Raw genomic sequence first — 24,845 nt, 5'->3', positions numbered from 1 at the left:
ACTATAAAAATATGAAAAAAGTTTATAGAACTAGTCTTCGATCATTGTTTATTATATTTTTCCTATTCAATATATGTACGCTGTCTTCTGTTTTTTCGCAAGGTAAACGATACAAGATATATGATGAATACATCGATACCTATAAGCATATTGCGATAGATCATATGAAGAAGCATAAAATACCAGCTAGCATTACCTTAGCTCAGGGACTGCTGGAGTCGGGTGCCGGTAAAAGTGAATTGGCAACAAAAGGTAAAAATCATTTTGGCATAAAATGTCATAGCGATTGGAAAGGAAAGAAGATGCACAAGGCAGATGATGGTCCTAACGATTGCTTTAGGGTTTACAGCACGGTGGAGGCTTCGTACGAAGATCATGCCGTATTCTTGAAAAGATCGCGCTACCAGTCGTTGTATAACCTAAAGGTTACAGACTACCGAGGGTGGGCAAAAGGATTACAACAGTGTGGCTATGCTACAGATAGAGCCTATGCGAATAAGTTGATAAAAGTAATAGAAGATTATGAATTATACCTTTACGATCAGGTTGCTCAAGGCAAAAAGGTGAAAGGAATTAAAGGAGATGGAGATTATAAAGCGGAAGTTGTAAAACCTCTGTATAAGCATACTCCATATAAAACACACAACTTAGTGTATATTATTGCTTTCGATGGAGATACATATGAGGCTATTGCTGCAGAATTCGACTTTAAAGTGAAAGATCTGTATAAATGGAATGAGGTGCCGGAAGGGTTCCCATTGAAAGAGGGTGATTTAGTTTACTTTGAAAAGAAAAAATCAAAAGCAGATAAGCCTTATTTTGATCATGTAGTACAAATAGGCGAATCGATGCATAGCATAGCTCAGAAGTATGGAATCAGAGTGAAGAATCTTTACAAAATGAACAAAAAGGACTTCGAATATGTTCCTGTCGAAGGTGATGTGCTAAAATTAAGATAATTGTTGAACACAAACTATAAATTATTGTAATGAAAAAATTTTTGTTGATGTTTTTGCCTTTGTTTTTAGGCATAACTATGTATGCTCAAGAAGAAGGAGAATTAGAAGATGGTAAATGGGTTCTAAAAGGGGTAACTGGTCTGAATTTTGCCCAAACAGCAGTAATAAACTGGTCTGCAGGGGGAGAGAATACAGTGGCCGGTAATTTTTACCTTAATGGGACATTAAATCGTAAAAGTGGAAATTGGTTATGGTCAAATACCTTGGCCTTGGAGTATGGGGTAGCTAATGCAAAATCATTAGGAACAAGAAAATCGGGTGATAAAATCGATTTTACTTCCCAATTGGGTTACTCTTCGGATAATAAATGGTTCTATACCTTGATGGGAGACTTTAAAACTCAATTCTACAAAGGATATGATTATTCGACAGAACCCCGTAGCTATATTTCTAATTTTTTCTCTCCGGCTTATACTAACTTGTCTGCCGGTCTTGAATACCGTCCTGGTAAATGGTATACACTTTATCTTTCTCCGGTAGCAGGTAAGCTGACTTTTGTAAACAGTGATTTTTTATCTAGTCAGGGTGCTTTTGGTGTAGACCCGGGTAAGCACTTTAAGGCAGAACTAGGTGCCTTCTTTAAAGCCAGAGCAGAAAAGAGTATAATGGAGAATGTGAGTTTTATCTCCACTGTTGATCTCTTTACCGCTTATAACAGTACTTTTGGAAATGTGGATGTGAATTGGGATTTACTAATAAGTATGAAGATTAATAAATTCTTATCTGCAACTATAAATACAACATTAAAGTATGATGATGATATAAACTCTATGGCAGATGATGGGACACCTCAGGGGCCGAGAGTTCAGTTTAAGGAAGTTTTAGGTATAGGGTTTGCTTATAATTTCTAAAAGAAAGGATATACTTTATATGAATCGAGTACTAAAACCAATTAGTGCTCGATTTTTTATTAGAAATATAATAAAAGATAAAAGAAAAGACTTTGTTTGCTGATAAGCGAAATTGTACTAATTTTATGCTATTAACGCTAAAAATACTTTATTCTATGAAAAAATATACTTTATTTCTACTATGCATCTTTTTTGCCACATCAATGTTTTCTCAAGAAGAATCACGCTATTTAGAAGGAGCAGTTCCAGAAGAAGACGGGAAGGTAGTATTCTCTAAAACTATAATACCGAAAGTATCTATATCAGATGCTAATCTATATGATTTAATGATTAAATGGGCAGATACAAATTATAAAGGAGAAGAAGATAACGGCCTTTTGAATAGGGTTCTTCTGAAAGATGCATCCAAAAAGAACATTGCATGCGGAGGAGAAACTTATCTTGTATTTAGAGATAAATTGTTGGTGTTAGATAGAGCTAAAATGTCTTATCAATTAATACTGGAAATTACTTCAGGTAAATGTGAAGCTGTTGTTCGTGCGATAAAATATGATTACGATAGAGAGAAGAATCTTTCAGCTGAAGAAATGATTACAGATAAGGTTGCCCTGAATAAAAAGAAGGGAAAACTTAATAATTACTATGGTAAGTTTAGAAGCCATACTGTTGATAGTGTAAACCAGATTTTTAAATCTATCGAAGTATATCTAAACGGTGAAGTATCAAGTAAACCGGCAGCATCGCAAGGAGCGGTTGCTACCAGACAGCAAGAGCAAAGTTACGAGTCGATACAAGTAGAAGTGCCTAACTATAAAAATATCTCTTCTGATAAAATACCTTCGAATCTGATAAATAACTGGACTTTAATTTCGTCAGGAAAAGAGAATTTGGTTAATGTTATTACTGCCTTATGGGGTGGAACAGGATCGTTAGGTTCTAATGTGGTTGCATTTAGTCTTCTTAATCAATCAAATGGATCGGTAAAAGTGATGGAAAAAGAAGATGTTTATGTTATATCTTTCTATACAGAGATATATCAGGATGCTCTAGGAAAATTTAATTCGGCAGAAGGAAGTATTGATGATAAAATTAAAGCATCGGGTCTAACTCCTATTCAAATGCCATCGGGAGCAACAGCCTTTGCTGAAGCTTGGATGATTGTCGAGTGCAAAAAAGGAACTGCGCAGCCAGCTCCAAAAGTATCAGTTGCAGATGCGGATAGTAATAATAAAGAGACATACAATCAGACATATATAGGTGAAATCTTAAATGTTTGGGTTAAATAATTAATTGACCGATGAAAAAAATAGCATTAATAACAGGTGCCACTTCCGGATTGGGTAAAGCTATTGCTTTGACCCTAGCTAAAGAAGGGTATTATGTTATCATAACCGGACGTCGTAAAGGAAAACTAGAAGAACTAGAGCAGGAGATAGAGATAAAATATGAGTCAAAGGTACTCTCTTTATGCTTTGATGTCAGAGATTATAGCCAAGTAGAAAAAGCGTTTGCAACACTTCCTGAAGACTGGAAAAAGATCGATGTTCTGGTTAATAATGCAGGTTTGGCTGTTGGCTTAGATCCTATTTTTAGTGGCGAAGTAGATGATTGGGAACGGATGATAGATACAAACATCAAAGGTCTCTTGTATGTGACACGTACAGTCTCTCCTATAATGGTAGAGCGAAAGTCGGGTCATATTATAAATATTGGGTCTATTGCAGGGAAAGGAGTGTACCCTAATGGTGCAGTATATTGCGCTACAAAGTATGCAGTAGATGCATTGAGCCAAGGTATGCGTATGGATATGCTGCCATATGGTATTCGTGTTACTCAAATATGTCCCGGAGCAGTAGAGACAGAATTCTCTCTTGTTAGATTTAAAGGAGATAAAAAACGTGCAGATCAGGTCTATGTCGGATTCGAAAATTTGGTAGCAGAAGATATCGCAAATGCAGTCCTTTTTGCAGTTTCTCAACCTAAACATGTAGATATTCAAGATATGCTTGTAATGCCTACAGCTCAGGCTTCAGGAAGCCTTTTCCATAAGGAATAAGCATTAGTTTATACTAATTATATGAGGGGGGAATGCTATGTGAGTATTCCTCCTTTTTTTGAAAAATATTTGGATGTGTTGTCAAAATGTTATAATTTTGCACCCCAGATAAGGATTTTGCGCCATTCATCTCATCATTAGGGAAGAAAATCGGAGATGTTGGTATCCTTTTGCAAAAGAGAGTTTTGCATACCCTAATAATTTAAAAAGTAACAAATTTAAATTATTTGATTTAATGAACAAAGGCAAAATTTATCTACCACTCTTGGTGTTAGGAACTGCATTCTGGGGGATTTCTTTCCCTCTATCAAAAGAAGCATACGATACAGTTCATCCCTATGCTTTCATGTTTTATCGTTTTCTTATAGCTGCACTTGTTTTATCAATTGTTTTTTACAAACAGGTACTAAAGCTAGACCGCTCAACTTTGAAAAAAGGTGTAATCTCAGGGATTTTTCTATTCATGGGGATTTGTTGGCAAACGGTAGGACTGAAATATACAACATCGTCTAATGCCTCTTTTATAGCTGGAATTGAAGTTGTGTTAATTCCGGTCTTTGCTTTTCTGTTTATGAGAAAGGCGATACAATCTAGAATATGGGTTGCTTGTATCTTAGCTTTGATTGGCTTATATACTATTGCCATGTCCTCCGGCTTGTCAAATTTTCGAATAGGGGACTTGATGGTATTTGTAGGTTCGCTTTTCTATGCTACATATGTATTGTATGTGGGTAAGGTAAGTGCTGTTAAAAAAGGAGAGCAATCTAAAATGGATGCACGCTCGTTTGTTGTTGTGCAGTTGCTAGTTTGTGCTATTCTTAGTGGAACTCTTACTTTGACTACGCAAGGTGTAAACGGTATTGTAATCCCTATGTCTTCTAATGTTTGGATGTCATTGCTGTTTGTCGGAGTTTTATCTACGGCTTACATGTATTGTATTCAGAATATAGCTCAACGATATATCGAACCCGAAAAAATAGCGTTGACTTATTTGTGTGAACCAATCTTTGCTACATTATTCGCATTCCTTCTTTTGGGAGAGAATATAACAATGAGTACCATTGTAGGAGGTTCGTTGATTTTACTGGCAATGTTTGTGTCAGAAGTAAATGTACTTCGTTGGTTCCGCTATGTAAAGAAGCTTTATACAACAAATTGATTTTTCTTCAAAATTTCTATTCATAAATAAAGCAAGAGTATAACTAAATTATAGTTATACTCTTCTTTTTTTTACCTTTGTAGCCTTGAAATATTTATTCAAACTTTAAGTATGCATATAGATATAATTAGTGTTCTTCCCGAGATGTTCAAAGGAGTTATCGATTGCTCCATTTTGAAGAGGGCTCAAAATAAAGGTCTTGTCGAAATAGAAGTGCATAACTTACGAGATTATACAACAAACAAGCATCGTCAGGTTGATGATTATCCTTTTGGCGGAGAGGCAGGTATGGTTTTGCAAATAGAACCTATCGATAATATTATATCTGCACTTAAAGAAAAACGTACTTATGATGAGATAATATATACCTCTCCCGATGGCGAGGTTTTCGATCAACAGATTGCAAACCAGATGTCTTCCTATAAAAATATAATTATTCTTTGCGGACATTATAAAGGGATAGACTATCGGGTCAGAGAGCACCTTATTACAAGAGAAATTTCGATAGGAGATTATGTCCTGACGGGAGGAGAGCTTGCCGCAGCTGTTATGACAGATGCCATTGTTCGCCTTATTCCTGGAGCAATTGGAGATGAGCAGTCTGCCTTGTCAGACTCGTTTCAGGATAATTTACTAGCTCCTCCTGTATATACTCGTCCTGCCGACTATAAAGGATGGAAAGTGCCGGAGATATTGTTGTCGGGGCATCAGGCTAAGATTGATGACTGGAAGTTGCAGCAGTCTATGGAAAGAACAGAAAGGCTTCGTCCTGATCTACTAAATAAAAAAGAATGATAGAAAACTCTATCATTCTTTTTTTTATATCAGAATCTACTACCTTTTATTTTACATCATTTTCGGGAGTATATATTTCAAGAACAATGTTCTCTGTTGATTCTTCTTGCTCCCTGCTTGTTAGGCTATTTATTTCCTCTTCGCTTATTGTCGGATTCAGTTTTACATTCGCCTTAAATTTGGATATTTGAGGCTTATATGCTTTCTTGTTTACTATAGCATTATTCTTGGCTATTGGGACAATATTCTCTTCATAATAGGTTTGTGGAACATATACATCAAGTACAATGTTGTTTTGCGCTTGTTGGGCATAAAGTCCCGACTTGTGGAAGTCGCTTAAAAAGAAAGTGCCGGCAATGATGAGTATGATAGCAACAGCTGCCACAGACTGCCACAGCTGACGACTCTTTTTCTTTGTTGCAGAATTATTGCTTATTCGTTTTTGAATAGAGCTTATCCGTTCAAAATGATTGTCATTTATACTGTCGAAGCCTTCTATGGCTTCATACAAAAACGGATCAGTCATCGAATCTTTTTCTATCCGATGCGCATCTTTTCCTTTTCTTTGTCCTTTTATGTATTCTAAAAACTTCATTCCATTAGATTTTTGTCAATACAAATTTTCAAATTTCTTTTTCCGTTCTGTATATAACTTTTTACACTCTTAAGGTTGTACCCCGTTTCGTCTACAATGTCGGCATATGACTTATCTTCATAAAAAAACTTAAGTATTGCAACACGTTGAGGTTCGGGTAGTTTTTCTAGACATCTGCTCAATGCTTTCTCCTTTTCTTCATTTATATCTTCACTAAATAGAGTCAAAGTTTCGTCTGATTCCATAAGTTGAGAGTCGAAATTAACAATGATTTCTTTCTTTTTCTCTTTCAGTATATGGAAACAATGGTTTTTTACTACACTGTATAGCCAATTCTTAAAAATACCAATATTGTAGCCTGTGATTTTTTGAGAAAGATTCTCATATATGTCAACCACTGCGTCTTGAGCTTCTTCTGTATTTTGAAGATACTTTAGGCACAAACCGTAAACAAGGGGGATATAACGTTCGTAAAGCTGTTGAAAGTATTCAGCTCTATTTGTGTCTTTGAATAGTGTTAACAATTCCTCGTCACTGTATTCCTTGTTGCTTTTTCTATTTAAACTGAAGAAATTCAAAAGGTTTTATTTTTATCACAAAACTACAAGAATTTGTTTAAAGAGCAAACTCCTGAAGTAAATATAAAATGTCATATTTATGTTGAAATATTGATTCTGATGTCTTATAATTGGTTGTTTGTCATATATTTTGTAAATTCGCATGCGAATGTGCAATTTGTTTAAATTTTTAATTAAAACCTTATTATGAAAGAAAAAATTGGCACAAACGCAGGAGCTATCTGGGCTTACCTTGATGCAGAAGGAAGCAAAACTCTGAAAGAAATTAGAAAAGGATGCAAGCTTACAGAAAAAGACATGTATGCAGCTTTAGGATGGTTGGCAAGAGAAGGTAAAATAGCTTTCAATGAATTGAAAGAAGACCTTCAAGTTGTACTACTATAAGACCTGCGTTGAAACGTTAATTGTAAGAGGCATTTATTCTAAATAAATACCTCTTTCTTTTTTTTATCCAATTCGCTTTGTTAGCGGTTATTTAAGTGGGGTAATAATTTTGTTAATTCGTCAGTATTACTTATTTTTGTGTAGCATTTTAGTTGCTTTATGACAGAAAAAGATGAAAAACTTCTGGCGGAATTCGAGATAAGAATGAGGCAATTAATGTATCTCTGTGATAAACTGAGAGAAGAGAACGCTCTTCTGAAGAAAAATATACAACAGAAAGATACATCAATCAATAGTTTATCGTCGGAACTGGAAATGCTAAGAACAAAATATGACAATCTTAAGTTTGTTAAATCTTTTTCATCTGAAGATAAAAAAGACGTAGATCAAGCAAAACTCAGATTGTCGAAATTAGTGCGAGAAGTAGATAAATGTATCGCCATGCTAAAGGGTTGAACTATTGAAAGTGTATAGTTATGGATGAACATTTAATAATTAATCTACGTGTAGCCGATACGAGATATCCTTTGCGGGTAAAAAGGCGTGAAGAAGAAACCTATCGGAGGGCTGCAAACGAAATAGATTATAAGATAGTACAATATAAGAATTATTTTACAGGTGATTCGTCTCAAACGTTGCAAAACACTGATTACATGGCTATGACAGCTATACAGGCTGTTGCTGAGAAAGTAGAACATCAATTGCGAGCAGAAAATTTTGAGGCAAAAATAAAAGAACTAACTCAAGAGTTAGAAGATTATTTAAAAGACATGTAAAATAAAGTTGTAGTTTCGAAAAAAGCTAAGCACTAATTTTAAGTATGTTATCGTTATGTACATACTTAGATTAGTGTTTTTTATTTATATATAGAAAGTATTTTATTAAGAAAATTAGATTATGGATATATTATTTATTGTAATCGCCTTTTTAGTGGGAGCTATTCTTACTTGGGTGGCTTTGAATTTTATGGCAAATTCGAAGTTCAAGCGCCAAGTGAGAGAAGCGGAGCTGGAAGCAGAGGTGATAAAGAAGAATAAATTGCTCGAAGTGAAAGAGCAAGCTTTGCAGATGAAATCGGAGTTGGAGAAACAGGCTAATAGCCGCAATTCTAAACTTCAGGCTGCAGAAAGCAAGCTTAAGCAACGAGAGTTGACGCTGAATCAAAGACAAGAAGAATTACAGCGTAAGAAAAATGAAGTGGATTCGATCAAGGCTAACTTGGATAATCAGCTTGAGCTGATAGAAAAGAAGAAAACAGATTTGGATAAACTTCATAAAGAAGGAGTAGACAGATTAGAAGCCCTATCGGGTCTATCGGCTGAAGAAGCAAAAGAAAAGCTTGTAGAAGCTCTGAAAGACGAAGCTCAGTCACATGCCCAATCGTATATCAATGATATAATGGAAGAGGCTAAAATGACTGCTAATAAAGAAGCAAAACGTATTGTTGTTCAGTCTATCCAACGTTTAGCAACAGAAACTGCTATAGAGAATGCGATTACCGTATTCCATATAGAATCGGATGAAATAAAAGGACGTATTATCGGTCGCGAAGGTCGTAATATCAGAGCGTTAGAAGCTGCTACAGGTATAGAGATTGTAGTGGATGATACTCCTGAAGCAATTGTTCTTTCTGGTTTCGATCCGGTAAGACGCGAAGTTGCTCGTTTAGCACTGCATCAACTGGTAGCTGATGGACGTATCCATCCGGCACGTATCGAAGAAGTTGTAGCTAAAGTAAAGAAACAAATAGAAGAAGAAATCATAGAAACAGGAAAACGTACGACTATCGACTTAGGTATTCATGGTCTACATCCTGAATTGATTCGCCTTGTAGGTAAGATGAAATATCGTTCTTCGTATGGTCAAAACCTACTACAACATGCTCGCGAGACAGCTAATCTTTGTGCTATCATGGCAGCAGAGTTAGGATTGAATGTGAAGAAAGCTAAAAGAGCAGGTCTATTACACGATATAGGTAAAGTGCCAGATGATGAACCTGAACTACCTCACGCATTGCTAGGTATGAAGTTGGCTGAGAAATATAAAGAGAAGGCTGATGTATGTAATGCTATTGGGGCTCACCACGATGAGGTTGAGATGACAAGTCTTTTAGCTCCTATCGTACAAGTTTGTGATGCCATCTCAGGAGCTCGTCCGGGTGCACGTCGCGAAATTGTGGAAGCTTATATCAAACGATTGAATGATCTTGAGCAATTAGCTTTATCATATCCAGGAGTATTAAAAACATATGCTATACAAGCTGGACGCGAATTGAGAGTCATTGTTGGAGCAGATAAGATTGACGATGCAGATACTGAAAAACTTTCTACAGATATCGCCAAGAAGATCCAAGATGAAATGACTTATCCGGGACAAGTGAAAATCACAGTAATTCGTGAGACTCGTTCTGTAAGCTACGCTAAGTAATATCAATAGTATATTAAGTATTAAAGGGTGTCTTTTAGACGCCCTTTTTTTGTTTTTATAATTGTATAGGTAAAATGCTTAACTCTCCTTTAATCGTGCTTGTAAAGGAAAATAAATGCGTTTAATTGTGATTGCTTATTTATACAGCTAAAGGTCGGCAATGCTTATCGATTTATTTTATTCCTATAATAATGGAAACGGTATTATCCCGATGAGGATATATAAAAAAGAGGAGATAGTGTTGTAAGACTATCTCCTCTTTCTGTATGGTAATATATTAATTTAGAACCTTGTTTATAAGCTTAGTCCCATTATTATTGAAGGAAAAATACCCAAAAGGATGTTTAATGTGATAGCTATTAGAGCTACAGCTTTATATTCGTAAGGTATTCTCAATACTTCGTCTGTCTCACTTTCTTTGGTTACCATAGCATTTCCTACACTTAGATAGTAGAAAACTGCAACAGCCGAGTTTAAAACCCCGAAGATAACTAATATCAAATGTCCTGCTTTGATCGCTTCACTGAATACAAATAATTTAGCAAAGAATCCTGCAAATATAGGAATACCGCTTAGTGATAGTAATGCACAGATGAGGATAACAGCCATTACAGGTTGCTTCTTAACCAATCCGAAGAAGTTAGAGATATCTTCATTGTCTTTTCCTCTGCAAACACCCATAATAACAGCAAAGGCCGCTACTCCCGCAAAGCTGTAAGCTGCGGCATAGTACAGAATTGCATTTGATGCACTACCCAGAGCAACGAAAGAAATCATCATAAAACCGGCATGAGAAATACCTGAATATGCCATCATACGTTTTATATTCTTTTGTTTCAAGGCAGTAACATTACCCACAGTAAGGGTCAGGATTGTCAATACGACTAAAACTGTTTCAAATGCAGGAGTTATGCCAACAGAAAGGATACTTAATATCTTAAAGAAAGCACCTAATGCAGCAACTTTAACAAGGGTACTCATTATTGTTGTCACCAATGTAGGAGATCCTTCGTATACGTCGGGTGCCCAAAAGTGGAACGGAACAATCGAAGCTTTAAACATCATTCCCACAGCTACCATAACAAAACCCACATTAAACCATATAGGAAGAGTTGAGGCTTGTGCCACAGATACACTCGTTACAGTTGCAATATCAAATGAACCTGTAGCCCCGTATATCAACGCTAGTCCAAAAAGAATAAAGCTGGAAGCAAATGCTCCCATGATGAAATATTTCATTCCTGCTTCATTACTTCTCAGGGTTTTTGCATCACTTGCAGCTAATGTATAGGCCGCAATAGATAAAACCTCCAAGCCAACAAAGAACATGGCAAAGTTTCCAAACGAAATCATTGCTACAGCTCCGGCAAGCATGAATATTTTGAGAGATACATAATCCGCTATCTTATAAGACTGTTCTTGATAAAACTTCGGACTCATTGCTACTATCAGTATTGCAAGAATAACAAACAAGATAGTGAAGCCCTGAGAAAATCCGGATGTTACTATCATATTATACTTGTCAGGAGCAATAAAGGTCTCTCCCAGATAAAATTCGGTAACGGCCATTCCAAGTACAGCTATTAACCCGAGTAAAGTAATAGGAACAATGCTTTTTCTTAAATTAAAAATTTCTAATAAAAGGACTATTATTCCTAATACTGATATGGCTATCAAAGTGCTCATTATATTATTTGACTAAGTTTTATCTATTAATATACATTACAATATCACCCAGACTCGATCTTACAAGATCAGTCACTGGCTTGCTATAAATACCAAAGAATATCAATACTAAGATCAGTATAGCAAATGCTAACACTTCCGATTTTGACAAATCTCTGAACGGTAATTTATATGGTTCCCCAAGCATTACATTCTGAAGCATGCGCAACATAAAGAAAGCACCGAGGATTAATGATGATCCTACAAATAGAGCATACCAAATATTTACTTGGTATAAACCATACAAGATAACGAATTCACCAACGAAGTTGAATGTAAGCGGAATACCGATGGATGAAAGGATACTGATAAAAAATGCTACTGCAAATTTAGGTGCAAGCCATTTAATACCTCCCAGTTCCGCAATTTCCAAAGTGTTTGTTCTGCTATGAAGAATATCGGCAGAGTAGAACATAGCCACAATTCCAAATCCGTGAGCAAGTATAAGGATTACAGCTCCCTCTATACCGTCGAATGTAAGTGAATATGCTCCGGCGGCAATAAAACCGACGTGCGAAAGAGAAGCATAAGCCAATAAGCGCTTAAGTTCTTTTTGGCGCAAGGCTAATGTTGCCCCGTATATAACGCCTATAGTACATAGGATAAGGATATATGGTCTTAATTCGTGAGCAGCTTCCGGTGTTACTGGTAATTGCCATCTGATAACACTATATGCACCCATTTTCGACATGACACCGGCTAAGAGCATTGTACCGATTGCCGGAGCTTTTTGGTAAACATTTGCTTGCCAGATGTGGAAAGGGAAGATTGGAATCTTTATTGCGTATGCTAAGAAGAATGCTAAGAATACCCACAATTGTTCTGTACTGGTCAGATTAGCATTGTAAAAAGCTTCGAGCTGGAAACTGCCGGTCTTTGTATAGAGGAAGATAATAGCAGCAAGCATAAATAACGATCCTGTAAATGTAAACAAGAAGAATGTCATTGCTGCTTTTCTACGTTTTACGATCTCTCCATTACCCCAAATTACAATGATAAAGTAGATAGGGATTAAAGACATTTCCCAGAATACATAATAGAGTAGGGCATCGCTACTTAAAAAAGCTCCGGCCATAGCAAAGGCCATGAACATGACAAGGCTGTACAGTAATTTCTCGTTTTTATATTCTCGGTTATGAGAAGTAAGAATGATGATCGGAAGCAACACTGTTGTAAGCAGAAGCATCGCAATTCCTAAACCGTCAGCTTTAAGCGAAAAAGATATATTAGGATTACTAATCCAGTCTATATTGAATGTAGCGCCTGTTGCTCCATGATTTATGTATAAAGCCACTGAAAAGATGGCCGCAGCAACACTAAACAAAGTCGCTACTTTCGATGCAAATCTGTTTCCTGAACAATATGTAACAATTGCACCTACTAGTAATATGATTAATATGATCGTAATATTCATGTTTTTTCTAAAATTTTATACAAGGAATATGAAGATGATTAGTGAGCAAAATCCTAATACAAAGAAGAATAAGTAGAAACCCAGACTTCCGTTTTGTAATTTCTTAGCCGGAACAGATAATGCTTCAACAAGACCGCCTACTGCTTTGAACAAATCCCTGATAAGAGGTTCTAATGTCTTATTAAAGAAATCAGCCATTGCATAAATTGGTTTTACAAAGACAGCATCATATATTTCATCGATATAGTATTTGTTGTACAGAACTTTTGAGAATCCTGTAATTTTATCATCTTCAACCGGAACTTCTGATTTTTTTACAAACTTGTAATATGCCAAGCCAAGACCAATAAAGGCGATGATTGTAGACACAGCCATCATCAAAGCTTGTTCTCCTACAGGCGGATGTTCAGCAAGTGCTATTCCCGGTAAAATTGGCTCCAAGAAACCATTTAGCCAGCTTAACCCGAAAGGCAAACTGATAACACCACCAAACAGAGCCAGTATAGCTAAAACAATAAGAGGGAATGTCATTGTTTTTGGCGATTCGTGCAAATGGTGTTTCTGTTCTTCAGTACCTCTGAATTCCTTGAAGAATGTTAGATATAGAGCGCGGAACATATAGAATGCTGTTAGCAACGATGCTAAAGCAGCTATGATCCATAGCAATTTATTTTGTTCAAAAGCAGTAATCATAATCTCATCTTTAGAGAAGAATCCTGCCAATGGTGGGATACCCGATATTGATAGGGTAGAGATGGCAAATGTTGCATAAGTTACAAGTAGCACATTTTTCAATCCTCCCATCTTACGCATATCCTGCTCGCCACCCATCGCATGTATAACCGATCCCGATCCAAGGAATAAGCAAGCTTTGAAGAATGCATGAGTAATAACATGGAATACAGCTACGTGGTAAGCTCCTAGACCTAAAGCAAGGAACATAAGACCAAGCTGAGATACGGTTGAGTATGCCAGAACCTTTTTTATATCAGTTTGAGCAACAGCAATGGTTGCAGCAAATAATGCTGTAACAGCTCCGACAATTGCTATAAGGGTTTGTATATCCGGAGTAAGATCGAAAAGAAAGTTTAGACGGGTTACCATAAATATACCGGCAGTAACCATCGTTGCTGCGTGTATCAAAGCAGAAACCGGAGTTGGTCCGGCCATCGCATCGGGTAACCAAGTATAAAGAGGAATTTGAGCACTTTTTCCGGTTGCTCCAATAAATAGCGCAAAAGTAGCTACACCTAATAGAGAACTGACTTCTGGATTAGTTGTAGTTGATACAGCTGTTTTTAATGTTTCAAAATCGGCAGTCTTAAAGAGGTATCCAAGGGTGAATATTCCGATAAGGAAGCCTAGGTCTCCAATACGGTTCATGATGAACGCTTTTTTTGCTGCATCATTATATTTGTGATTTTTACCCCAAAATCCGATTAGTAGATAAGAACACAATCCAACACCTTCCCATCCTATAAACATCACTAAGAGGTTGCTACCCGTAACGAGGATAGACATAAAGAAGATGAACAGATTCAGGTATGCGAAATAACGGTCGATATTCTCGTCGTCTTTCATATAACCTATCGAGTAGATATGTATCAAAGCTCCAATACCGGTTACGAATAATAACCATAGCAGAGATAGTTGATCGAGAGTAAACGCTAGTTGTGTCGAAAATTCGCTAAGAGCAATCCATTGGAAAAGTTCTACTTTTATTGGCTCGCCGGTAGTCAATATTTGGACGAAAAATATCAGCGATATGACAAAACTTATGATTACGGCTGTTGACGCAATAATTCCTGTTGTAGCTCTACCTATCAGTTTTTTACCAACCAGCAGGTTGATTAAAAATCCAATAGCAGGACTAAGCAGAAGTAATAATACTAATACTGTTTCCATCCAAAATTATCCTTTTAAGTTTTTCAATTCATCAATATCTATTGTTCCAATATTTCTGTATATGGCTACCAATATAGCCAGACCTACAGCTACTTCAGCGGCAGCTACTGCAAGCGAGAAAATGACAAATACTTGTCCGCTTGTGTCTTGGTGATATACAGAGAAAACAGTTAATAGCATATTTGCAGCGGCAAGCATTAACTCGACCGACATTAACATAACGATCGTACTTCTACGATACAGTAATCCAATTGCACCTATTGTAAACAGAAGAATACATAGATAGATGTAATTGTCGATTCCTACTTGTTCTAATATATTATTCAACATAGCTTAAGCTTTTGTTTCTTTTTTCGAGATTAATACTGCGCCAATCATTGCTGTAATAAGAAGTATAGCAGCAAATTCGAAAGGAACAAGGTATTCATCCAATAACACTTGTCCGATAACATTTACCGACTGATAGTCTAAACCTTCGGCTTGATAGCCTTCTATGATTGGTGTTGATTTAATCAGTGCTGCAAGTAATACAATTCCCATCAAACATGCAGAAGCAGTAGCTGCAATCCGGCTTATCACTTTTTTCTTCGGTTCGTTCTGTTCACTCAGATTCATCAACATCAGTGTAAACAGTATAAGTACCATGATGGCTCCGGCATAAACGACAATATTTACTACCGCTAGAAATAAAGCGTTTAACAACAGGAAGTGACCAGAGATGGAGAAAAAGCAAATAACCATATACACTGCACTGTGTATAGGGTTTTTTGACAGAACCGTAAGAATTCCTGTTCCTAAGGTTATGGCTGCCAGAATATAAAAAATAATTGTAATCATATTATATCGTTTATCTCGTAGCTCTTATTAATTGTATTTACCAGATTTGGCATCCTCTACAGAAATAACCAATTTGTCTTTTCCGTAAATGAAATCTTTTCTCTCTAGCTTAGGTTTAACTAGTTTCTTCGATTTTGTAAGGAAAATCGCTTCTTTCGGACAAGCTTCTTCGCACAATCCGCAGAAGATACAACGCAGCATATTTATTTCATACGTGGCAGCATATTTTTCTTCGCGATAAAGCTGTTCTTCTCCTGCTTTGCGTTCAGCTGCAACCATTGTGATGGCTTCGGCAGGACAAGAAAGTGCGCATAATCCACATGCTGTACAGCGTTCGCGACCTTGTTCGTCGCGCATAAGTACATGTTGTCCTCGGTATACAGGACTAAACTCGCGCTGTTGTTCAGGATATTGTATCGTTACTTTCTTCTTGAAGAAGTGTTTGATTGTAATTCCTAATCCTTGTATTATAGCAGGCAGATAGATACGTTCTAAGAAAGTCATTTTCTTATTACCTACTTCTACCTTTTTTCCTGATAATGATATATCTTTTATTGACATTCTAAAGCTTATTTAAAGATCAGCGTAAAAATACCTACTAAGAAAATGTTCACTATTGCTAGCGGGAATAACATTTTCCAACCAAGTTTCATCAGTTGGTCATATCTAAATCTCGGTATAGTCCAGCGCACCCACATATAGAAGAAGATGAAGAATGCTGTTTTGGCAAGAAGTGATAATACTCCCAAAGCACTAGCGATGTTTACACCCCAGTTCTCAGTTACCCAGTCTATGAACGGATAGTTGTACCCACCAAAGAACAGAACCGAAATGAATGCAGAAGAGAAGAACATGCTGGCATATTCGGAGAACATAAAGAATCCCATTCCTAATGAAGAGTATTCTGTATGGTGTCCGTTTACTAGCTCTGATTCACATTCTGCTAAGTCGAAAGGTGTACGATTACACTCAGCAAAAGAACAAACAAGGAAAATGATGAAAGTCAACGGCTGATAAATTATATTCCACTGCATACCATGCCATCCGCTTTGTTGCTCTGTAATGTCTACTAGGCTTAAACTTCCGGTCATCATTATAAGTGCTATAAGAGAGAGTCCCATAGCTAATTCGTAAGAAATCATCTGAGCTCCGGCACGAATTCCTCCTATCAATGAATATTTATTGTTAGAAGCCCATCCCCCGATGATGATACCATATACACTGGTAGACAAAACAGCTACAATGTACAGAATACCTACATTAACATCGCCAATGTAAGGTTTTACTTCTCCGTATCCTGCAATGACAAATTTTTCGGCCCACGGAATCAAGGCAGCACCAAGTAGTGAGATACTCATGGCTACCGCCGGTCCACAAATAAATAAAATTTTATTCTTTGTGTTTGGCATAAACTCCTCTTTAGCAAAGAGTTTTGCTCCGTCGCAAATAGGTTGTAACAGACCGAATATTCCGGCACGATTTGGTCCTAAACGATCTTGTAAAAACCCGGCAACTTTACGTTCTGCATAGGTAGAGTATAAAGCAAATAACATCGTTACTGCAAATACAAGAACTATAAGGATCAGCTTTTCTAAAATAAATGCAACTTCCATTATATTTATTTATCTTTTGTTTTCTTAATTGCTTCTAATTCATTAGCACTATAAGGTACATTCTGCATGCTGATTTTTTCTTTATCTTCTTTTCTTCCTTCTAGGATAAGTTCATCAGTCTTAATTGTTACCTTATGTTGATGTTCTGTATAATTATTTACATTATTTACAGACGGCTTGCTGAATTTTCTTGGACCTTCTATAACCCAGTCACTAGCGTTTTTATGTTCGAAGCGGCATTCGTTACAGATAAAATCTTCTACTTCGCTCCATTGATCTTTACGGGCAGTAACCCTCAAAACTTCTTCTCCAAACATCCAAAGGACTGTTTTTCCGGAACATTTTGTGCAATGACGGTGAGCATTGAATTTTTTAGTAAACCAAACGCGAGATTTAAAGCGAAAAGTTTTATCAGTGAGGGCTCCTACGGGACAAACATCAATAACGTTCCCTGAGAAATCATTGTCGATTGCTCTTTCTATGTAAGTTGATATTTGAGCATGATCTCCTCTTCCCAGCACACCATGAACTCTTTCGGGTGTTAACTGGTCTGTTAGTTTTACACAACGATAGCACAATACGCATCTGTTCATGTGTAACTGAATATAAGGACCTATATCTTCAGGCTCAAATGTACGTTTCTCTTCTACAAAGCGAGATTTGAAATTATCATTCCCGTATGCCAAGTCTTGCAGATTACACTCTCCGGCCTGATCGCATACAGGACAGTCGAGAGGGTGATTGATCAATAGGAATTCCGATACCGCTTTGCGCGAAACTTTAGCTCTTTCTGAAGTAGCACTTTTCACTTCCATTCCATCTTGAACAGCAGTAACGCACGAAGGTTGAAGTTTTGGCATTGGACGAGGATCTTTCTCACTGCCTTTAGTTACCTCTACAAGGCAGCAACGGCATTTTCCTCCACAATCTTTTAATTTAGAGTAGTAGCACATTGTAGGTGGAACACTGTCACCCCCTACGATGCGAGCCGCTTCGAGGATGGTTGTTCCTGCTTCTACTTCTACTGTATGTCCATCTATTGTAATTTTCATATCTCTCTTATTTCAAAAGGTGACGAACGCTATCCATCGGTTCATTTACAAAATGGTCTCTGTTCTTTATCTTTTCAGGGAAGCGAACATGGTATTCAAACTCTTCGCGGAAGTGTCTGATTGCAGCTGCTACCGGCCACGATGCCGCATCGCCTAACGGACAAATTGTATTTCCTTCTATCTGGCTTTGGATGCTCCATAGTAGGTCTATATCTTCTTCACGACCTTGTCCATGCTCGATACGGTATAAGATTTTGTCCATCCATCCAGTTCCCTCACGACAAGGTGAACATTGTCCACAACTTTCGTGGTGGAAGAAACGAGCGAAGTTCCATGTGTTACGTACGATACACGCTGTGTCGTTGTAAACGATAAAACCTCCCGATCCTAAAGATGATCCGGTGATAAAACCTCCATCAGACCAAGATTCGTATGACATTAAACGGTCTTCACCATTCGCTGTTTTAAATATGTATTTAGGAGGAAGGATAGGAACAGATGCTCCTCCGGGGATAATTCCTTTTAGAGGACGATCATCCATCATGCCACCGCAATATTCATCAGAATGGAAGAACTCATCAACAGTTAATCCCATCTCAATTTCATATACTCCAGGATTTTTGATGTGTCCCGATGCAGAAATAAGTTTTGTTCCGGTCGATCTTCCTACTCCAATCTTAGCGTATTCTTCACCACCGTTGTTGATAATCCAAGAAACGTTGGAAATAGACTCTACGTTATTTACAACAGTAGGCTCACTCCATAGTCCACTAACAGCTGGGAATGGTGGTTTCATACGAGGGTTTCCTCTTTTCCCTTCTAATGATTCGATAAGGGCAGTCTCTTCACCGCAAACATACGCTCCACCTCCACAGTGTACATGCAAGTCCAGGTCATAGCCTGTTCCTAATATGTTTTTACCTAACCAACCATTGGCATAGGCTTCTTTTATTGCTTTCTCAAGTATCTTGAATATCCACATAAATTCTCCACGTATGTAGATATAAGATAAGTTTGCCTCAAGAGCATAGCTGGATACAATAGCACCTTCGATCAATAAGTGAGGGATATGGTGCATCAAGAAACGGTCTTTGAAAGTACCCGGCTCTGACTCATCCGCATTAACGACCAAGTGGCGAGGTTTCCCCGATTTTTTATCGATAAAGCTCCATTTCATTCCCATAGGGAATCCTGCTCCTCCACGACCTCTGATACCCGAAGTTTTTACTTGTTCTACAACTTCGTCCGGAGTCATCGTCTTAAGAGCTTTTTCTACCGATGCGTATCCGCCATTTTTGCGATAAACCTCATATTCCTGTATGCCAGGTATATCTATTTTCTCAAGTAAAATTTTTCTAGCCATCGCAAAATATTAATGTAGGTTTACTTTTCCTTGTTTACAATCTTCGATCAAGGCGTCCATTTTTTCTTTAGTCAGATTTTCATGGTAGTTATCTCCCAGTTGGAGCATTGGTCCAAAACCACATGCACCGAGACATTCCACGCCAACTACGCTGAACATGCCATCTTCCGTAATCTCTCCGGGCTTAATACCTAATTTTTGGCAGGTATAATCCATTAGATCCTCACCACCGCGTAAGCAGCAGCAAGCTGTACGGCAAAATTCGAACATGTATTTCGCTATCGGTTTTTGGTTAAACATTGTATAAAATGTTACAACCTCATATACTTCGATAGGTTTTACTTCTAATATTTCGGCCACCTTGTCCATTAGCTCAACGCTCAACCAGTTGTCATGCGCATCTTGTACTGCATGCAATACCGGAAGCATAGCCGATTTCTTCTTGTCTGCCGGATAGTGGCTCAATAGTTCGTTGATGCGAGCCATTAGTTCGTCCGACATATTTATTATTTGTTTATATTCTCTTATTCTTATTTTCATTGCGATTAAGCGTCTAATTCTCCGGCGATAACATTTATACTTGAAAGTGTAGCTACTGCATCCGAGAACATACCTCCTTTAATCATTTCAGGGAATGCCTGATAATAGACAAAGCATGGTCTGCGGAAATGTAGGCGGAATGGAGAGCGTGATCCGTCGGTGATAAGATACATTCCTAATTCACCATTGGCTGCTTCTACCGAATGATATACTTCAGCTATAGGGACAGGAACTTCACCCATTACAATTTTGAAGTGATTGATCAATGCTTCCATTTCTGTATATACTTCATCTTTAGGAGGAAGATAATAATCCGGTACGTCTGCGTGATATGGGCCTTCCGGCATATTGGCAATGGCTTGACGTATAATTTTTATACTTTCTTTTACTTCGGCAGCACGTACACACCAGCGGTCGTAAGTGTCTCCCGATTGTCCTACAGGAACGATGAAGTCAAAATCTTCGTACGAACTATATGGTTGAGCTACACGTACATCGTAGTCGATCCCCGTAGCACGCAAGTTTGGTCCTGTGAATCCGTAATTCATTGCTTTTTCGGCAGAAATAGCTCCAACACCAACAAGGCGGTCGATAAAGATACGATTGCGAAGGAAAAGACTTTCCATCTGATCCCATGCTTTAGGGAATCCTTCAAGGAACTCGTCTAGCTTTTTCCATACTGCATCGCTAAAGTCTCGTTCGAATCCTCCGATACGTCCCATATTGGTAGTCATACGCGCTCCGCATATTTCTTCGTAGATGTCGTATGCCAGCTCTCTGTATTTCATTACATATAGGAATGGAGTATATGCGCCAAGGTCGACTCCTAAGATACCATTACATATAAGGTGATCGGTGATGCGAGCAAGTTCCATGACAATAACACGCATATATTGTGCACGTTTCGGAACCTCTACTCCAAGTGCTTTTTCTACTGTCATCCACCAAGCCATATTGTTGATTGGTGCGGAACAGTAGTTCAGGCGGTCGGTAAGTGTAGTGATCTGATAGAATGTTCTATGCTCAGCAATCTTTTCGAAAGCACGGTGAATGTAACCCAATGTAGTATCACAGTCAACGATGCGTTCGCCATCTAGTAAAAGGATATTCTGAAATACCCCGTGAGTAGAAGGGTGAGTTGGTCCAAAATTGAGGATATTCAACTCCTTTCCCTCATTTAGAGCTTGTTCTCTAACGATTTTCGCAAAGCGATGTTCCGGATTTATTAGTTGATCTGACATTTACTTACTTTGCTTTATTTAGTTGGTTCATAATTGTTCGGAGTACGTCCGAAGAATCTGTCATCTTTATCTGTACGTCCTGCATCTTCCAATGGATGGTCTTTGCGCATAGGAAATGAAACCATTCCTTCGTCGTTAAGAATACGCTTTAGGTTTGGATGTCCGGTAAACTTGATGCCAAAAAAGTCGTAAGTTTCGCGTTCCATCCAGTTTGCTGCCTGAAAAATCTCTGTCAGAGTTGAAACTTCAGGTTTGTCTCCGTTAAGAAATGTTTTTACTCTAACTCTTACGTTGTCAATCCAATTGTGAAGAAGATAAACTACAGCAAATTGCGCTGATTTATCATTGTCAGGATAATGAACTCCGCATAAGTCTGTAAGGAAGTAGAAACGTAATGTCTCATCAGTTTTCATGAAGCTGATAACTTCGATGATTGCTTGTGGAGTAGCCTCGAATGTGAATATGTCACGTTCCATCCTGAAATTAGAAACATTTGTTCCAAATTTCTCACTTATTTTATTTTCAATAGTTGAGATTTCGAGTGCCATATTTTTATTCGAATTTATATGTTTTCAGCAGTTCTTCATATCTTTCAGAACCTCTGCGGTGAATAGATTCGTGTTTTACGATCTCCTGTAATTGCATCAGCCCGTCAAGTATTTGCTCTGGTCTAGGAGGGCATCCCGGTACATAAACGTCTACCGGAATCACTTTGTCGATACCCTGAAGTACGGAATAAGTATCGAATACACCACCCGAAGAGGCACAAGCGCCAACAGCAATAACCCATTTCGGTTCAGCCATTTGTTCGTAAACATGGCGAAGAATAGGAGCCATCTTCTTAGAAATGGTGCCCATTACAAGCAACATGTCAGCCTGGCGTGGAGAGAAACTGTTCCGTTCAGCGCCAAAACGTCCCATGTCGTAAGTAGAGGCCATGGTTGCCATGAACTCAATTCCACAACAAGAGGTTGCAAAAGGTAAAGGCCATAGGGAGTTAGCGCGTGCTAAACCTATGACGTAATCGAATTTTGTAGCAAAAAATCCATGTCCGGTATATCCTTCCGGAGCTGGAACTACATTTATATTTGATGATTTACTCATAATTTCAGAACTTTTATTTCTCCCAGTCCAAAGCTCTACGTTTTGCTTCGTAGAAGAACCCAACGATTATTACAGCTATGAAGATTCCCATCTTTCCAAAACCTTCCCATCCTAACTCTTGGAAGTTGACAGCCCAAGGGTACATAAAGATAATCTCTATGTCGAAAAGGACAAACAAAATAGCTACAAGAAAGTATTTGACAGGGAAAGGAGAGCGTGCATTTCCGATAGGATCTAGTCCACACTCAAAATTGGCAAGTTTGTTTGCATTCTTGCGTTTAGGTCCTAGCATATTTGAAGCCAATACAGTGGCAAATACAAATAAGAAAGAAAACGCAATTTGCATTAAAATGGGTATAAAGTCATATATGCTTGAACTCATAACCTTTTAATATTAAATATTTATGATTTTATAGGCGCAAAGATACCTTTTTTATTTATCAAAAAAGAATAAAATGAGCCATATATTTTATCGATATTGTGACAAAAAACGTCTTCTAATGTGAAAAAATAGCATTTTGTTCACTCTACTTTACAATATGGATAGGGTTAGCGGGGTTAAGGGTTTGTATATTGAAAAAAACAATAAGGATTATTTGTTTATAGATGTAGTCTTTGTGGAATCTGTTGATGAGTGAGTGAAAATTGAAAAATATTTATCAGAAAAGAGTTCTTTTATGATGGCTTTTTTTAGATGAGTATATTAGTGAATTGTTCTCTATCGAAAAAAAGAAAAAGCTGATAACATTATCAGCTTTTTAATTTCTTTTCTATTTCTGCTATTTCGTCTCTGAAGGTTTTGTCTACCTCCATTTGTTCTTTAACGATCTTACATGCGTGTAATACAGTAGCGTGATTCTTTTTCCCGATAAGTGATCCTATCTGAGCAAGAGACATCTCTGTGTATGTTTTAGATAGGTACATCGTAATTTGTCTTGCCTGAACGATCGGACGTTTTCGGGAAGCGGTATGGATAAGTTCTGATTTTATGTTGTAGAAATCACATACAGCCGATTCTATTGTATTGACTGTTATTTTCTTTGCTTCTATTTTCTTGATGGCTTGTCCGATGACTCTCCTGGCTAAAGGAAGGTCTATTTCCTTGTTGTAAACAAGTGAGTGAGCCATAATAGATACAATAACTCCTTCGAGGTCGCGAGCATTGTTGGTTACATTTTCTGCAATATAGTCAACTACATCTTCGGGGATAGAGAGTCCGTCGTGTAATATTTTATTGTTTAATATTTTTAAACGTAAAGCTTTATCCGGATGTTCTATTTTAGTTGTTAGTCCCCATCTGAAACGAGTCAGTAGGCGTTCTTCTACTCCTTGTAGTTCGGCAGGTGCCTTGTCTGAAGTAAGAATCAATTGCTTATTGTTTTGGTGGAGATGGTTGAAAATATGGAATAGGGTATTCTGAGTTTTCTCAATTCCAGCTAACTCGTGGATGTCATCAATGATTAATACATCTATACCTTGATAGAAGTTGATGAAATCGTTTGTTGTATTGTAGCGTCCTGCATCAGCATATTGTATTTTGAATAAGTGAGCTGATACATATAATACTCTTTTCTCTGGATATAGTTCTTTAATACCATTTCCTATACCGTGGCATAAGTGAGTTTTTCCAACACCTGAAGAACCATGTATAAATAAAGGGTTAAATGCAGTTTTACCCGGATTCTGAATAATAGTTTCTCCTACAGTGCGAGTAAGTTTATTACTTTCCCCTTCAAAAAAGTTGTCAAAAGTATATTTTGAATTTAATTGAGAATCAAAATCATCAGCAACAACCTTTTGAAATGGATTAGGTATTTTAGCTGTCGCTGTTTTTGAAGAAGCTTTATTAGGTGCAATAGCTTTTGCGTCACCTCTATAGTCTACAACTGTATTTGTTGTATTCTCCATTAGGATGCGGTACTGCAAAATAGTATCCTTCCCTATCTCTCTATGTAAGGTTGTTTTTAGAAGATCTGCAAATTTGTCTTCCAGGTACTCATAAAAGAATTGGCTAGGTACTTGTATTGTAAACACCTTATTGTCGAAAGATAGTGGTACAATTGGTAGAAACCATGTCTTGAAAGCTGCATCAGGGATATTATCCTGAATCACTTTTAGACAGTTAGTCCATAGCTGTTGAGTAAGCGAAAGATTCATTTGTAAATTTAATTAGGAATTTTAGGCGTT

General features: G+C 37.5%; 27 protein-coding genes. 10 read left to right on the top strand and 17 right to left on the bottom strand.

The features are described from left to right. Positions 1-11 precede the first annotated feature (11 nt). From DHU68_RS10150 to trmD, 6 genes are all read left to right on the top strand, one after another. Positions 12-959 (top strand): glucosaminidase domain-containing protein, encoded by a 948-nt coding sequence (locus DHU68_RS10150; protein ID WP_108822895.1) that lies wholly within the window; start codon positions 12-14, stop codon positions 957-959. A gap of 29 nt (positions 960-988) precedes the next feature. Next, a complete protein-coding gene (locus tag DHU68_RS10145) occupies positions 989-1,870 on the top strand; it encodes a DUF3078 domain-containing protein (protein WP_108822870.1) in 882 nt (293 codons plus the stop codon). Between the two features lie 155 nt (positions 1,871-2,025). Further along, positions 2,026-3,156, top strand: coding sequence for a DUF4468 domain-containing protein (locus DHU68_RS10140; RefSeq protein ID WP_108822894.1), 1,131 nt, complete (start codon positions 2,026-2,028; stop codon positions 3,154-3,156). Positions 3,157-3,167: 11 nt separating this feature from the next. Continuing rightward, positions 3,168-3,926 (top strand): SDR family NAD(P)-dependent oxidoreductase, encoded by a 759-nt coding sequence (locus tag DHU68_RS10135; RefSeq protein WP_108822869.1) that lies wholly within the window; start codon positions 3,168-3,170, stop codon positions 3,924-3,926. Positions 3,927-4,161: 235 nt separating this feature from the next. After that, entirely contained in the window at positions 4,162-5,085 is a 924-nt protein-coding gene (locus DHU68_RS10130; RefSeq protein ID WP_108822868.1) for a DMT family transporter, read from the top strand. 111 nt (positions 5,086-5,196) lie between these two features. After that, positions 5,197-5,880: a tRNA (guanosine(37)-N1)-methyltransferase TrmD gene (gene trmD, locus DHU68_RS10125; RefSeq protein WP_108822867.1), complete on the top strand. Its 684-nt coding sequence runs from the start codon at positions 5,197-5,199 to the stop codon at positions 5,878-5,880. Between the two features lie 46 nt (positions 5,881-5,926). Here trmD and DHU68_RS10120 read toward each other — a convergent pair whose 3' ends face one another. After that, positions 5,927-6,475 carry a hypothetical protein gene (locus DHU68_RS10120; RefSeq protein WP_108822866.1) on the bottom strand — a complete coding sequence of 183 codons (549 nt, stop codon included), beginning with the start codon at positions 6,473-6,475 and terminating at the stop codon, positions 5,927-5,929. Further along, positions 6,472-7,053, bottom strand: coding sequence for an RNA polymerase sigma factor (locus tag DHU68_RS10115; RefSeq protein ID WP_108822865.1), 582 nt, complete (start codon positions 7,051-7,053; stop codon positions 6,472-6,474). The genes DHU68_RS10120 and DHU68_RS10115 overlap by 4 nt, the downstream gene beginning before the upstream one ends. A gap of 186 nt (positions 7,054-7,239) precedes the next feature. Here DHU68_RS10115 and DHU68_RS10110 point away from each other — a divergent pair, with 186 nt between their 5' ends. From DHU68_RS10110 to rny, 4 genes are all read left to right on the top strand, one after another. Then, on the top strand, positions 7,240-7,437 hold the full coding sequence (locus DHU68_RS10110; RefSeq protein WP_108822864.1) for a winged helix-turn-helix domain-containing protein: 198 nt from the start codon (positions 7,240-7,242) through the stop codon (positions 7,435-7,437). 159 nt (positions 7,438-7,596) lie between these two features. Further along, positions 7,597-7,893, top strand: a complete 297-nt coding sequence (locus DHU68_RS10105) for a hypothetical protein (RefSeq protein ID WP_108822863.1) — start codon at positions 7,597-7,599, stop codon at positions 7,891-7,893. Between the two features lie 20 nt (positions 7,894-7,913). Next, a complete protein-coding gene (locus DHU68_RS10100) occupies positions 7,914-8,213 on the top strand; it encodes a cell division protein ZapA (protein ID WP_108822862.1) in 300 nt (99 codons plus the stop codon). A 121-nt stretch (positions 8,214-8,334) separates the two neighbouring features. Further along, complete coding sequence (gene rny, locus DHU68_RS10095) at positions 8,335-9,864, top strand: ribonuclease Y (protein WP_108822861.1); 1,530 nt, start codon at positions 8,335-8,337, stop codon at positions 9,862-9,864. 294 nt (positions 9,865-10,158) lie between these two features. On the opposite strand, the gene DHU68_RS10090 is transcribed toward rny, so the two are convergent. The 15 genes from DHU68_RS10090 to dnaA all read right to left on the bottom strand — a co-directional run bounded on the left by DHU68_RS10090 (position 10,159) and on the right by dnaA (position 24,815). Further along, entirely contained in the window at positions 10,159-11,550 is a 1,392-nt protein-coding gene (locus DHU68_RS10090; protein WP_108822860.1) for an NADH-quinone oxidoreductase subunit N, read from the bottom strand. Between the two features lie 19 nt (positions 11,551-11,569). Further along, entirely contained in the window at positions 11,570-13,003 is a 1,434-nt protein-coding gene (locus tag DHU68_RS10085; protein ID WP_108822859.1) for a NuoM family protein, read from the bottom strand. 15 nt (positions 13,004-13,018) lie between these two features. Next, positions 13,019-14,908 carry an NADH-quinone oxidoreductase subunit L gene (nuoL, locus tag DHU68_RS10080; protein ID WP_108822858.1) on the bottom strand — a complete coding sequence of 630 codons (1,890 nt, stop codon included), beginning with the start codon at positions 14,906-14,908 and terminating at the stop codon, positions 13,019-13,021. Between the two features lie 6 nt (positions 14,909-14,914). After that, positions 14,915-15,238: an NADH-quinone oxidoreductase subunit NuoK gene (gene nuoK / locus DHU68_RS10075; RefSeq protein ID WP_108822857.1), complete on the bottom strand. Its 324-nt coding sequence runs from the start codon at positions 15,236-15,238 to the stop codon at positions 14,915-14,917. A gap of 3 nt (positions 15,239-15,241) precedes the next feature. Continuing rightward, entirely contained in the window at positions 15,242-15,745 is a 504-nt protein-coding gene (locus DHU68_RS10070; RefSeq protein WP_108822856.1) for an NADH-quinone oxidoreductase subunit J, read from the bottom strand. A 27-nt stretch (positions 15,746-15,772) separates the two neighbouring features. Then, positions 15,773-16,306, bottom strand: coding sequence for an NADH-quinone oxidoreductase subunit I (locus DHU68_RS10065; RefSeq protein ID WP_108822855.1), 534 nt, complete (start codon positions 16,304-16,306; stop codon positions 15,773-15,775). 8 nt (positions 16,307-16,314) lie between these two features. Continuing rightward, on the bottom strand, positions 16,315-17,358 hold the full coding sequence (gene nuoH / locus DHU68_RS10060) for an NADH-quinone oxidoreductase subunit NuoH (RefSeq protein ID WP_108822854.1): 1,044 nt from the start codon (positions 17,356-17,358) through the stop codon (positions 16,315-16,317). A gap of 5 nt (positions 17,359-17,363) precedes the next feature. After that, on the bottom strand, positions 17,364-18,410 hold the full coding sequence (locus DHU68_RS10055; protein WP_108822853.1) for a 2Fe-2S iron-sulfur cluster-binding protein: 1,047 nt from the start codon (positions 18,408-18,410) through the stop codon (positions 17,364-17,366). Positions 18,411-18,417: 7 nt separating this feature from the next. Further along, a complete protein-coding gene (gene nuoF, locus DHU68_RS10050) occupies positions 18,418-19,773 on the bottom strand; it encodes an NADH-quinone oxidoreductase subunit NuoF (RefSeq protein WP_108822852.1) in 1,356 nt (451 codons plus the stop codon). A gap of 9 nt (positions 19,774-19,782) precedes the next feature. Beyond that, positions 19,783-20,313, bottom strand: a complete 531-nt coding sequence (locus DHU68_RS10045; RefSeq protein WP_255412480.1) for an NAD(P)H-dependent oxidoreductase subunit E — start codon at positions 20,311-20,313, stop codon at positions 19,783-19,785. Between the two features lie 5 nt (positions 20,314-20,318). Then, on the bottom strand, positions 20,319-21,554 hold the full coding sequence (nuoD, locus tag DHU68_RS10040; protein ID WP_108822851.1) for an NADH dehydrogenase (quinone) subunit D: 1,236 nt from the start codon (positions 21,552-21,554) through the stop codon (positions 20,319-20,321). Between the two features lie 14 nt (positions 21,555-21,568). Continuing rightward, positions 21,569-22,102, bottom strand: a complete 534-nt coding sequence (locus tag DHU68_RS10035; protein WP_108822850.1) for an NADH-quinone oxidoreductase subunit C — start codon at positions 22,100-22,102, stop codon at positions 21,569-21,571. Between the two features lie 4 nt (positions 22,103-22,106). Continuing rightward, complete coding sequence (locus DHU68_RS10030; RefSeq protein WP_108822849.1) at positions 22,107-22,658, bottom strand: NADH-quinone oxidoreductase subunit B; 552 nt, start codon at positions 22,656-22,658, stop codon at positions 22,107-22,109. Positions 22,659-22,671: 13 nt separating this feature from the next. After that, positions 22,672-23,040, bottom strand: coding sequence for an NADH-quinone oxidoreductase subunit A (locus DHU68_RS10025; protein WP_108822848.1), 369 nt, complete (start codon positions 23,038-23,040; stop codon positions 22,672-22,674). Positions 23,041-23,408: 368 nt separating this feature from the next. Beyond that, positions 23,409-24,815, bottom strand: coding sequence for a chromosomal replication initiator protein DnaA (gene dnaA / locus DHU68_RS10020; protein WP_108822847.1), 1,407 nt, complete (start codon positions 24,813-24,815; stop codon positions 23,409-23,411). Positions 24,816-24,845 lie beyond the last annotated feature (30 nt).

Origin of the sequence: Dysgonomonas sp. Marseille-P4361 (assembly GCF_900343125.1) — a bacterium.
In the GTDB taxonomy this organism is placed as follows: Bacteria; Bacteroidota; Bacteroidia; order Bacteroidales; family Dysgonomonadaceae; genus Dysgonomonas.
The sequence above is the reverse complement of the archived record's forward strand: the minus strand, read 5'-3'. Positions and strand labels throughout refer to the sequence as shown.

Coding starts and splice junctions, on each gene's coding strand:
- DHU68_RS10150 (WP_108822895.1), top strand. CDS start 12: ATGAAAAAAGTTTATAGAACTAGTCTTCGATCATTGTTTATTATATTT.
- DHU68_RS10145 (WP_108822870.1), top strand. CDS start 989: ATGAAAAAATTTTTGTTGATGTTTTTGCCTTTGTTTTTAGGCATAACT.
- DHU68_RS10140 (WP_108822894.1), top strand. CDS start 2,026: ATGAAAAAATATACTTTATTTCTACTATGCATCTTTTTTGCCACATCA.
- DHU68_RS10135 (WP_108822869.1), top strand. CDS start 3,168: ATGAAAAAAATAGCATTAATAACAGGTGCCACTTCCGGATTGGGTAAA.
- DHU68_RS10130 (WP_108822868.1), top strand. CDS start 4,162: ATGAACAAAGGCAAAATTTATCTACCACTCTTGGTGTTAGGAACTGCA.
- trmD (WP_108822867.1), top strand. CDS start 5,197: ATGCATATAGATATAATTAGTGTTCTTCCCGAGATGTTCAAAGGAGTT.
- DHU68_RS10120 (WP_108822866.1), bottom strand. CDS start 6,475: ATGAAGTTTTTAGAATACATAAAAGGACAAAGAAAAGGAAAAGATGCG.
- DHU68_RS10110 (WP_108822864.1), top strand. CDS start 7,240: ATGAAAGAAAAAATTGGCACAAACGCAGGAGCTATCTGGGCTTACCTT.
- DHU68_RS10105 (WP_108822863.1), top strand. CDS start 7,597: ATGACAGAAAAAGATGAAAAACTTCTGGCGGAATTCGAGATAAGAATG.
- DHU68_RS10100 (WP_108822862.1), top strand. CDS start 7,914: ATGGATGAACATTTAATAATTAATCTACGTGTAGCCGATACGAGATAT.
- rny (WP_108822861.1), top strand. CDS start 8,335: ATGGATATATTATTTATTGTAATCGCCTTTTTAGTGGGAGCTATTCTT.
- DHU68_RS10090 (WP_108822860.1), bottom strand. CDS start 11,550: ATGAGCACTTTGATAGCCATATCAGTATTAGGAATAATAGTCCTTTTA.
- DHU68_RS10085 (WP_108822859.1), bottom strand. CDS start 13,003: ATGAATATTACGATCATATTAATCATATTACTAGTAGGTGCAATTGTT.
- nuoL (WP_108822858.1), bottom strand. CDS start 14,908: ATGGAAACAGTATTAGTATTATTACTTCTGCTTAGTCCTGCTATTGGA.
- nuoK (WP_108822857.1), bottom strand. CDS start 15,238: ATGTTGAATAATATATTAGAACAAGTAGGAATCGACAATTACATCTAT.
- DHU68_RS10070 (WP_108822856.1), bottom strand. CDS start 15,745: ATGATTACAATTATTTTTTATATTCTGGCAGCCATAACCTTAGGAACA.
- DHU68_RS10065 (WP_108822855.1), bottom strand. CDS start 16,306: ATGTCAATAAAAGATATATCATTATCAGGAAAAAAGGTAGAAGTAGGT.
- nuoH (WP_108822854.1), bottom strand. CDS start 17,358: ATGGAAGTTGCATTTATTTTAGAAAAGCTGATCCTTATAGTTCTTGTA.
- DHU68_RS10055 (WP_108822853.1), bottom strand. CDS start 18,410: ATGAAAATTACAATAGATGGACATACAGTAGAAGTAGAAGCAGGAACA.
- nuoF (WP_108822852.1), bottom strand. CDS start 19,773: ATGGCTAGAAAAATTTTACTTGAGAAAATAGATATACCTGGCATACAG.
- DHU68_RS10045 (WP_255412480.1), bottom strand. CDS start 20,313: ATGAAAATAAGAATAAGAGAATATAAACAAATAATAAATATGTCGGAC.
- nuoD (WP_108822851.1), bottom strand. CDS start 21,554: ATGTCAGATCAACTAATAAATCCGGAACATCGCTTTGCGAAAATCGTT.
- DHU68_RS10035 (WP_108822850.1), bottom strand. CDS start 22,102: ATGGCACTCGAAATCTCAACTATTGAAAATAAAATAAGTGAGAAATTT.
- DHU68_RS10030 (WP_108822849.1), bottom strand. CDS start 22,658: ATGAGTAAATCATCAAATATAAATGTAGTTCCAGCTCCGGAAGGATAT.
- DHU68_RS10025 (WP_108822848.1), bottom strand. CDS start 23,040: ATGAGTTCAAGCATATATGACTTTATACCCATTTTAATGCAAATTGCG.
- dnaA (WP_108822847.1), bottom strand. CDS start 24,815: ATGAATCTTTCGCTTACTCAACAGCTATGGACTAACTGTCTAAAAGTG.